Genomic DNA, 8,509 nt, shown 5'->3' on the forward strand with positions numbered 1-8,509 from the left:
GTTCCCCGGGACATGGTCCGCAGATTGTGGCAGCGAAAAAGCACGCCCCCTTGCCCGACCAGGATCTGCGAAAACAGAGCCGGGCCGGGTGACGACGCCTTGACCGCCAGCAAAGCGACAAGCAGCACGGGCGACGTCGCCACCAACATCGAGGCTGCGATCACCAGATCGAACGCTCGCTTGTGCCCTTTCATGGGTTAGAGCCTGTTTCATCTCGGTAGAATCGGGATGGGGCTCTATCTTTTTGTTTGAGCATAGCCCTTTCCAAAAACCGGAATCCGCTTGGGGCCATGCTCTAGATCCGGCGCCAGACAAATGCCAGATAGAGGCCAAGCGTCCCCGGTAGTGTCTGTCGGTAAACGCCGCTTCTGCGCAGAAGCCGCAAGCGGCGGGAGATACCGCCGTTCCGAGCCCTTATGAACAGGCCGAGGCAGGCCGCAGCGTCCTTGGTCAGTATGTCGCGGTTGACTGCGAGACCACCGAGATTGCTGTCGGTCCAGCTGGCGAATTCACCTCTGAACAGGCGCCCGAGCCTGGAGAGCCTTGCTTTCCAGGAAACATTGGCGCCGACCAGGTTTGCCGCGTGCTGGCGGTAGCGCACCAAGGGCCGCGGGTCGTAGCGGACCATGCCCCCGGCGGCGGTGACGATCAAGTAGGCCCACCAGTCGTGACTGACGAACTCCGTCTTTGCCGATGCCTTGGCCAACAGGTGACGGGCGGCGCGGTTGATCAGCATCGTGTTGCCGCCGGCAATGCTCTGCACCAGGGCGTTGCGAAATGATGGCGGGCGCCGGAACAGCGGCGAATAGCCTGCAGCACTCCCGGTTTCTGAGATCGTCGCGGTTCTCGAGCAGAACAGAAGAGGGGTTTCCGCGTCGAGCGATCGCATCCAGCGCAGCGCGCTCTCCAGCCGGTCAGGCTCCCAGATGTCATCCTGATCGCAAAAGGCGTAGTAGTCGGCGTCGATGCGTGGATCGACGATCATTGAGCGGAAATTGGCGGCGAAGCCCTTTTGGGGCCCCTTCACCAGGGTCAGGGAGCCCTTAGTCCAGCGAGGCCGCCAAGCCTCGACGAGGGCTTGCGTGCCATCGGTGGATCCATCGTCGGAAACCCACAGGTCGACGAGCGGATGCGACTGGGCGAGCAGGGACTGCAACTGCTCCTCAATGAAGGCCGCACCGTCCTTCGCGCCCAGCAGCACGGCCACACGCTGATCTTGTCTGGTCACGGGTCTAGAATCACCTAGGGTGCACAAATGGCTATCGGATCGGTTTCAATAGCCAATCATTGCCGCGCAGGACAGGTCTAACGAGTTTGTCCAACTATTTTCGGCAGTGCTTCCAGTCGCGCGCCAGCAACGGGCTTTTCCGCCTGATACAGTTCCGCCAGCACGGCAAGGGCGGCCGCCTTGTCCTGGTCCCGAATCGCCGCCTGCAGCGACGTCAACGCGGCCTGGATTCTCGGCCATTCCACGACGTCGGTCCTCAGGCCGAAAATCTTGGCGATGTCGAGCGTGACGATCTCTTCGTTCTCGCCCTGAAGGGTCTCGTGCAGCTTCTCGCCGGGCCTGATTCCGGTGAAGCGGATCGGAATGTCAGTGTAGGGGCTCTTGCCGGCCATACGGATCATGGTTTCGGCCACCTCGAGTATCGGCACCGGCTTGCCCATGTCCAGCATATAGATGGCATAGTCGTCCTTGCCCGGACGCTGTTCGGCATCGGCGGCAGACATGATGACGAGGTCAACGGCCTCGGCAACCGTCATGAAATAGCGGGTCATGCGCCGATCCGTGATGGTGACCGGGCCGCCTGCCTCGATCTGCGCCTGGAAGATGGTGGCGACCGAGCCAGTGGAGCCAAACACATTGCCGAAGCGCACGGCAATGAACTTGGTGCCGGGGCGGCGCCCGCCTTGCCCGGCCGCCCGCATTTCGTGGAGCGAGCTGACGATCTGCTCGGCCGCCCTTTTGGTGATGCCGAGCACCGAGCTCGGATCGACCGCCTTGTCGCTCGAGATCAGCAGGAACTGCGGAACCCCGCATTTGGCCGCGACTTCAGCGCTGGCAAGCGTGCCGAAAATATTGGTCTGGATCGCCGCTTCCCAGTTCTCCTCGAGCAGCGGCACATGCTTGAGCGCCGCCGCGTGGAAGATGATGGAAGGCTTGAACTCGCTGACGACGCGGGTCATCTGCCGCCGGTCGGTGACGTCGATGATGCGGCTCGTCAGCCGGGCATGGTCCTCTTCGTCGATCAGCTGATCGAGCTGGAAGATGCCGAACTCGGAAATATCGGCGACCAGCACGGCCTCGGCGCCGAGTTCCAGCGAACGCTTGACGAGGATGCGGCCGATGGAGCCGGCGCCGCCCGTCACCAGCACCCGCTTGCCGCTGACGAAACTGCTGATGCGTCCGACGTCGGTGGCAACCGCCGAGCGACGCATGATCGTTTCCATCTCGACGGCGTCGAGCACCAGCTTGCCGCCCTGCCCGAGCTCGGAGACGCCCGAGAACCGCACGACGGATATGCCGCTGTGGCGGGCGACGCGAACCAGTTCGGCGTATTCCTCGATCTCGCTTTCGGCGCCGTTGCCGAAAATCAGCATGTCGAGATTCTGCGTGCCTTTGGCGTATTCCTCCAGGACCTCGACCAGACTGGGGCGGACGGCCACCACGGGAACACCCTGGATGCGCGTGCCCAAAGGCGCTTCGGTGCCGATCGCCATGATGCCGGCGATGGAATATTCCGCCGGGTTCGCGGTGCGCGTGAACCGGATAAGAACGTCGGCCTCGCTCAGCCTGCCGACGAACAGCGCCTGCTTGACCAGCGGATTGTTCGAGCCGCGGCTCAATATCGCCCAGCTCGCTCCGTCACGGAGGAACCGGTAGTAGAGCCGGGGAGCAGAGATGATGGTGAAGGAGACGAGGAAAAAGACAATGAACTGGCGCTCGTTGAGGCCGATCACCGGCTGGAAGGTACGAAACGTCAGCGAGGCGAGATAGAGCAGGACAGTCAAAGTCGCGCAGCTCTTCAGGATGTTGAAGAAATCGGGCGTCGAGGCAAACCGCCACACTGTGTTGTAGAGGCCGCAATATCTGAACAGCAGATGGCTAAGAACGATAATGCTCGCCCAACATACCAGACCAGTGGAAGAGAACGTCCCGAACGACAGGTTCGACCGCGTCAGCACCAAGCTGAGCGCCACAGCGATCAGGACCATGACGATGTCCTGGACCATGATGATGGCGCGCCGCATCTTCGGCCGGAGTCCGGATACGGCTTCTATATAGTATGTCATTGGGCAGTACTGAACTCCAGGCGCGAAGATATGGACACTAAAGGGCGCCAGATCGACCGTCGTCCGTCACCGGCCATCTACTTAGAGTTGTCAAATCCTCATTTCCGCCGCCCTGTATCGCATAGCGCGGAGTTGGGTGCATCGCCAGAGGTTTTTTGCCCAGGCCCAAAGTTGCGGCCAGGAGTCGCCGCTTGGGTTGTGGGGAATGTTTTGAGTTGCAGGCGTTGCTCAAAGGTGCAAGAGCAACAGCCTATGGAGGACCTATGCTAGACGAATATCGAAAGGCGGTTGCAGCACAGACGCTCTGGACGCCGACAGAACAAACGCCGCCATGGAACATCGCTTTCCAGAACCATGTGCGGGCTTTGCCACGACTGGCTAGGGTAACGTTGAATCTCAGTCTTCAATGCCGACTGCGGCTCCGAAACAGCTATGCCGCTCGCCACCTTGAAGGACACGGCATGGAGATCGGGGCGCAATATGTGCCAACGGCGGTCAATGTTGGTGCAACCGTTGAATATGTCGACGTACTTTCAAACGCAGAGCTGGTCGCCCGCTATAAGCTGCCGGCGGCAGGTCTCGTCCCGCTTGCACATGTGATCGACGGGCACGATCTCGGCGTTTATGCAGATGGCTCCCTCGATTTCCTGATCGCCAACCATGTACTCGAACATTTCGACAATCCGCTGAAGGGCGTCATCGAATGGTTCCGCACGATCAGGCCGGGTGGCCATCTCTTCATTACCCTGCCAAATTTTCGCGGTAACTGTTTCGACTATGAGCGCACGCCGGAGAGGGCCAATCACTTCCTGCTGGACTACACCTACCCGGCAGGCCGCGAGGCAGGAAACCGGCTCCACTATGAAGATATGGCGAAAAGCCTGCTACACCTGCCGCAAGACGATCCGCGCGTGCAAAGCATGGTGGATAAATGGATCGCTGACGGGGATCGCCACCACTATCACGTTTGGGATGAAACGGCTTTGCGCGATCTAATGGCCATTGCCGCCAAGGAAATGAACTGCTGCCTGGAGCTGGTCGACGGGGCGTTTCTAAGAAACGGGTTCGAACTGCTGGCCGTGATCAAAAAAGGCCACACCGGCGGTCGTACGAAGTGGCGACCTACGGCCACGGCCGCGACGATTGCACTGGCCAAGGCAGTCTATGACGATATCCGGTCTTATCAACTGAGCACGGCGTAGGCGCGGCCGACGACCAGTGGAGGAGACCCTTATCCCCGGTGGCGGCCCTTTGCCAGGATGGTTTCGTCCCGCTCAGGCTCGATGTCGTCTCGCGAGCACCGCCTGGCGAGATAGATATGATCGCAAGGCTGGTCAGGGTCTAGTCGTCGTAGCCAAGGTCCGTGGCGGTGTCAAAGGCAGCGACAAATTGAGGCAAATCGTATGTCGATTTGAAACCTATCAGGTTGCCGTTGGCGCTGTGGATTTGAATGCGCCAGCACGCCCGGCCACAGCTCGGAATCATGGATTGCTTAGCCACGGCCTAGCCATGCTCGCGGAGTTGGGAGATAAGCAGTCGATTCGCGACGAGACCAACAATGCTTCCTAGGACCATCTGGATACTGTGGCTGCAAGGCATCGAAACCGCACCAGAGATCGTCAAGGCCAGTATGACCTCTTGGCAGCGGGTCAACCCAAGCTGGACTATTCAAATCCTGACCAGAGAGAGTCTGGCGGATTTTCTGCCCGAGGTGAACGACCCTAGCTCGATCCTCTCCATGTCGCTTTCCGACGCAACTTACAGCGATATCGTTCGCATCGAATTGCTATCAAGGTACGGAGGGGTTTGGGTCGACGCCACCTGCTATTGCCTGCAACCCCTCGACGCGTGGCTTGATGGCGTAATGTCAGAGGGTTTTTTTGCCTTTGAGCGACCCGTCCCCACCCGGATGCTATCTTCTTGGTTTCTGGCGGCAAGCCAGTCGTCACACATTGTTTACGAGTGGCGAAAGCGGGTTCGCCGGCACTGGCAGAAGCGAACAGATGATCCGGACTACTTCTGGTTTCACCATTTGTTCGGCTACTCGTATCAGAACGACAGAAAGTTTCGCGAATTATGGGACCGGGTTCCAAAGATATCGGCGAGTGATCCACATATGTTTGCGCCATATGAGGCGCGATTGCTTGGCCCAATCTCGGAAGGAGATCGAGAGGTCATATCTTTTGCTAAGCTTCCGCTTCTAAAGCTCACGCACAAGGTCGATCACCGTGCGGTGCGCGAAGGAAGCGCCTACCAATTTCTTTGCAACTTTGGTGGGCGTCCATCTCGCCAAGGCATCGGGCATGCGAGCGGCCGATACACTGTGATCGCTGATCCGTTAGTCAAGGCTCCACCTGTTCTTTTGTGTTGGTATGGGTCGCTAAAAGACAACGGAACTGTCGGTGACCTATTAGCCGTGCAGAGTGTTGCAGCTCGTCTAAAGGCGTTAGGAGTGAATTTCAGACACCTAACAGCCAGTTCCGCGTTTGAAATTTCTGGCGAAAGGATAACGCCGGAGGAAGTCGTCCACAACGACTATGCTACGCTGGTTTTCGTTTGCGGTCCGGTAATCAAGCATCACCCGATTGTGGAAACGATAGTTCGTCGATTTCCGTCTGCGAGAAAGATCGGGATCAGCATAAGCTTGTTTGCGCCCGATCATATAAATTACGCTCAGCCATTCGACATTGCATTGGCGAGGGAAGGAGGACCTCAACGTTTTGAGGATGTCGCTATTCTCGCTCCTTGGCGGGTCACTGAAAAGCGCATGCGCGCGCCAAACGAACCGCTTGTTGTAGGACTGGTGCTTCGTGGGGAGCAAAGTGAATATGGGCCCAACAGTTCCCTTCACGACCGCACCAGCACCCTCACGTCACACGTACTCAATGCTCTGACCATAAAGTATCAAGTCAAGACGGTAGAGATAGAACACCACTTGACCCGTTCGGGTCGGGCCCCGTTCGAGATTGAGGGTCTATACTCATCTTGTGACTTGGTGCTTACGTCCCGTTTCCATGGCGCAATTTTGGCGATGCGCAGCGGAGTTCCTTTTATCGCAATCGACCAAATTCGCGGAGGCGGAAAACTGACAAATCTGCTTTCAACTTCCGGATGGCCGTATGTTTACCGGATTGAGCACGCAAATGGGGATGATATGGCCCGCGCCGCGCTGGAGTTAGTCGATGGCGATAAGGGCGATCTGTTGCTCGATGTCGTCGAGCACACAAAGTCAAAGGCTGCGGAAACCCTTAACGCCTTGGGGGCTCTGCTGGAGACAAGGCCACCTGTGGCGTTGCGTCCAAGTTTACGCAGCCGATTGCAACAAGGCCTGGCTCGCTTGCGACGCGGATGACAACGCCTTCAACAATCTTGTGTAGCATGCGCAAATCGTCATTCACTACGCCCCGAACACCGGCGCTCGCCAAATAAGCTCCTGGCAGCATAAGGCAGCTGAAGGTAAAATTTACTTTCAACGAAGTCCCATTACTGACAAATCGTGTTCTTTCCCTCTTTGCTTTATGCGTATCTGAACCTGCCAAGACTAAACCGGTTACATTCTTAAACAGAAACTCGAAGCCAACATCCTTGGCATCGGCAGTGAAGTCTACAGCGTATTCGAAGACATACCGTCTTCCCATCTGCAGCACATTTACCTGCTCGCCACCGAGCGTCGTGATGCGCATGTCGCGGATTCGGGCACCGCGCTCTTCAAGGTAGATCGTAGACTTCGACGTGAGGTTGGGATCGTAGTAGTCGGCATACTGCGCACTAGCGCTGATCGGTTCTGCCTCTGTCTCGGCAGCCGACACAACGACCGCATCAGCCTCGCCCCCCTCAAGGCCGGGAGGCATTGGCAAGATGCTCGCTGGAAAGTTGATAGCGAAAGCTGTCGATTTGAGATCAGCCACAGGAGGACTTCCTCCGAGGCCGTCAATCCCTGTTGCCTGGGGCGTCGACAAGGCAGCGTTAAGCTCCACGATCCCGGCCCGAATATCTTTCGCAGCTTCGGTGCTAGCGTTCACCAGCCGTTGGTACTGTCCCACAATCGTCTTCGGCCGGCCTTCCAGAATGAGTTCACCAGCATCGATCAGCATCGCCCGTGTGCACAGTTGGACGATGGTCTGAGCACCATGGCTGACGAAAAGGATGGTGCCGCCTTTGTCCTTGATGTCCTCGATGCGGGCGAAGCATTTGCGCTGGAAGGCCTCGTCGCCCACCGAAAGCGCTTCGTCCACGACAAGGATATCCGGATCGACGTTGATCGCTGTGGCGAAAGCCAGCCGAACATACATCCCCGACGAATAGGTCTTTACCGGCTGGTCTATGAAAGGACCGATATCAGCGAAACGGGCGATATCATCGAACCGCCATTCCATTTCCTTGCGCGGAACGCCGAGGATTGCGGCATTGAGGAAGACGTTTTCGCGGCCGGTGAATTCCGGATTGAACCCCGCGCCGAGTTCCAGCAACGCAGCGATGCGACCGTTGACCTCGACCGAGCCACTGGTGGGCTGCACCGTGCCACAGACGATCTGCAGCAGCGAGGACTTGCCCGAGCCATTGCGGCCGATGATGCCAACCGTTTCACCACGGCCGATCTCAAACGAAATGCCGGACAAAGCGGCGAAATCGCGAAAATAACGGCGAGGCGGCCGGCCGACCAGCCGCTCCAGCCGTGGCACCACCATCTGCTTGAAGCGATCCTCGGGCCGCTCGAACATGACGTAATGTTTCGACACGTCGCGAACGCGAATGGCGACGTCCGAGTTGCGGCCGTCGCCAGCAAATTTGTTAGAGTACATCTGCAAAGCCCCTGCGGGTCTTCTGGAAGAACTGATAGCCTAGACCCGCGACGACAGTCGCCACGAGCGAATAATAGCCCAGCGCCGTCCAATCCGGCTGCGCGCCGAAAATGACCACATTGCGGAAACCCTCGACCGGAACCGCGAGCGGATTGAGCGAAAGCCACGGCTGCAGCCAAGTCGGCAGCGCCGTCCTTTGGAAGAATACCGGCGAAAGGAACAACGTCGCCGTTACGACTGGCGCCACGATCTGATTCATATCGCGGAAATAGACGCCGATCGATGCCAATATCCATGCTATGCCGAGCACCATGACGAGCAGTGGCGCAAACACGACTGGCGCGAGAACCACCGTAGGTGGAACATGGCCGAAGACGATGTAAGCGAAGACCAGCAGCACCATTAGGCTGACC

7 protein-coding genes are annotated in these 8,509 nt (G+C 58.3%); 2 read left to right on the forward strand and 5 right to left on the reverse strand.

Annotation, left to right across the window (positions count from 1 at the left end):
- From EN738_RS25675 to EN738_RS25685, 3 genes are all read right to left on the reverse strand, one after another.
- On the reverse strand, positions 1 to 194 hold a 194-nt coding region (locus EN738_RS25675; protein ID WP_145966932.1), incomplete at its 3' end, for a sugar transferase.
- A gap of 101 nt (positions 195 to 295) precedes the next feature.
- Positions 296 to 1,207, reverse strand: a complete 912-nt coding sequence (locus EN738_RS25680; protein WP_245478364.1) for a glycosyltransferase family 2 protein — start codon at positions 1,205 to 1,207, stop codon at positions 296 to 298.
- Positions 1,208 to 1,305: 98 nt separating this feature from the next.
- Positions 1,306 to 3,294 (reverse strand): nucleoside-diphosphate sugar epimerase/dehydratase, encoded by a 1,989-nt coding sequence (locus tag EN738_RS25685; protein WP_189605968.1) that lies wholly within the window; start codon positions 3,292 to 3,294, stop codon positions 1,306 to 1,308.
- A gap of 263 nt (positions 3,295 to 3,557) precedes the next feature.
- On the opposite strand from EN738_RS25685, the gene EN738_RS25690 reads away from it, so the two are divergent.
- Both EN738_RS25690 and EN738_RS25695 read left to right on the forward strand, forming a co-directional pair.
- Positions 3,558 to 4,496 carry a class I SAM-dependent methyltransferase gene (locus EN738_RS25690; RefSeq protein WP_127286153.1) on the forward strand — a complete coding sequence of 313 codons (939 nt, stop codon included), beginning with the start codon at positions 3,558 to 3,560 and terminating at the stop codon, positions 4,494 to 4,496.
- A 356-nt stretch (positions 4,497 to 4,852) separates the two neighbouring features.
- The gene (locus EN738_RS25695) at positions 4,853 to 6,646 is read left to right on the forward strand and encodes a capsular polysaccharide synthesis protein (RefSeq protein WP_127286154.1); all 1,794 of its coding nucleotides are present in this window, start codon (positions 4,853 to 4,855) and stop codon (positions 6,644 to 6,646) included.
- On the opposite strand, the gene EN738_RS25700 is transcribed toward EN738_RS25695, so the two are convergent.
- Together EN738_RS25700 and EN738_RS25705 are read right to left on the reverse strand one after the other, a co-directional pair.
- Positions 6,543 to 8,096: an ABC transporter ATP-binding protein gene (locus EN738_RS25700; RefSeq protein ID WP_127286155.1), complete on the reverse strand. Its 1,554-nt coding sequence runs from the start codon at positions 8,094 to 8,096 to the stop codon at positions 6,543 to 6,545. The two genes, EN738_RS25695 and EN738_RS25700, sit on opposite strands and share 104 nt — an antisense overlap.
- On the reverse strand, positions 8,086 to 8,509 hold a 424-nt coding region (locus tag EN738_RS25705; RefSeq protein ID WP_189605970.1), incomplete at its 5' end, for an ABC transporter permease. The genes EN738_RS25700 and EN738_RS25705, both read right to left, overlap by 11 nt.

This window comes from Mesorhizobium sp. M4B.F.Ca.ET.017.02.2.1 (genome assembly GCF_003998955.1).
GTDB lineage: Bacteria > Pseudomonadota > Alphaproteobacteria > Rhizobiales > Rhizobiaceae > Mesorhizobium > Mesorhizobium abyssinicae.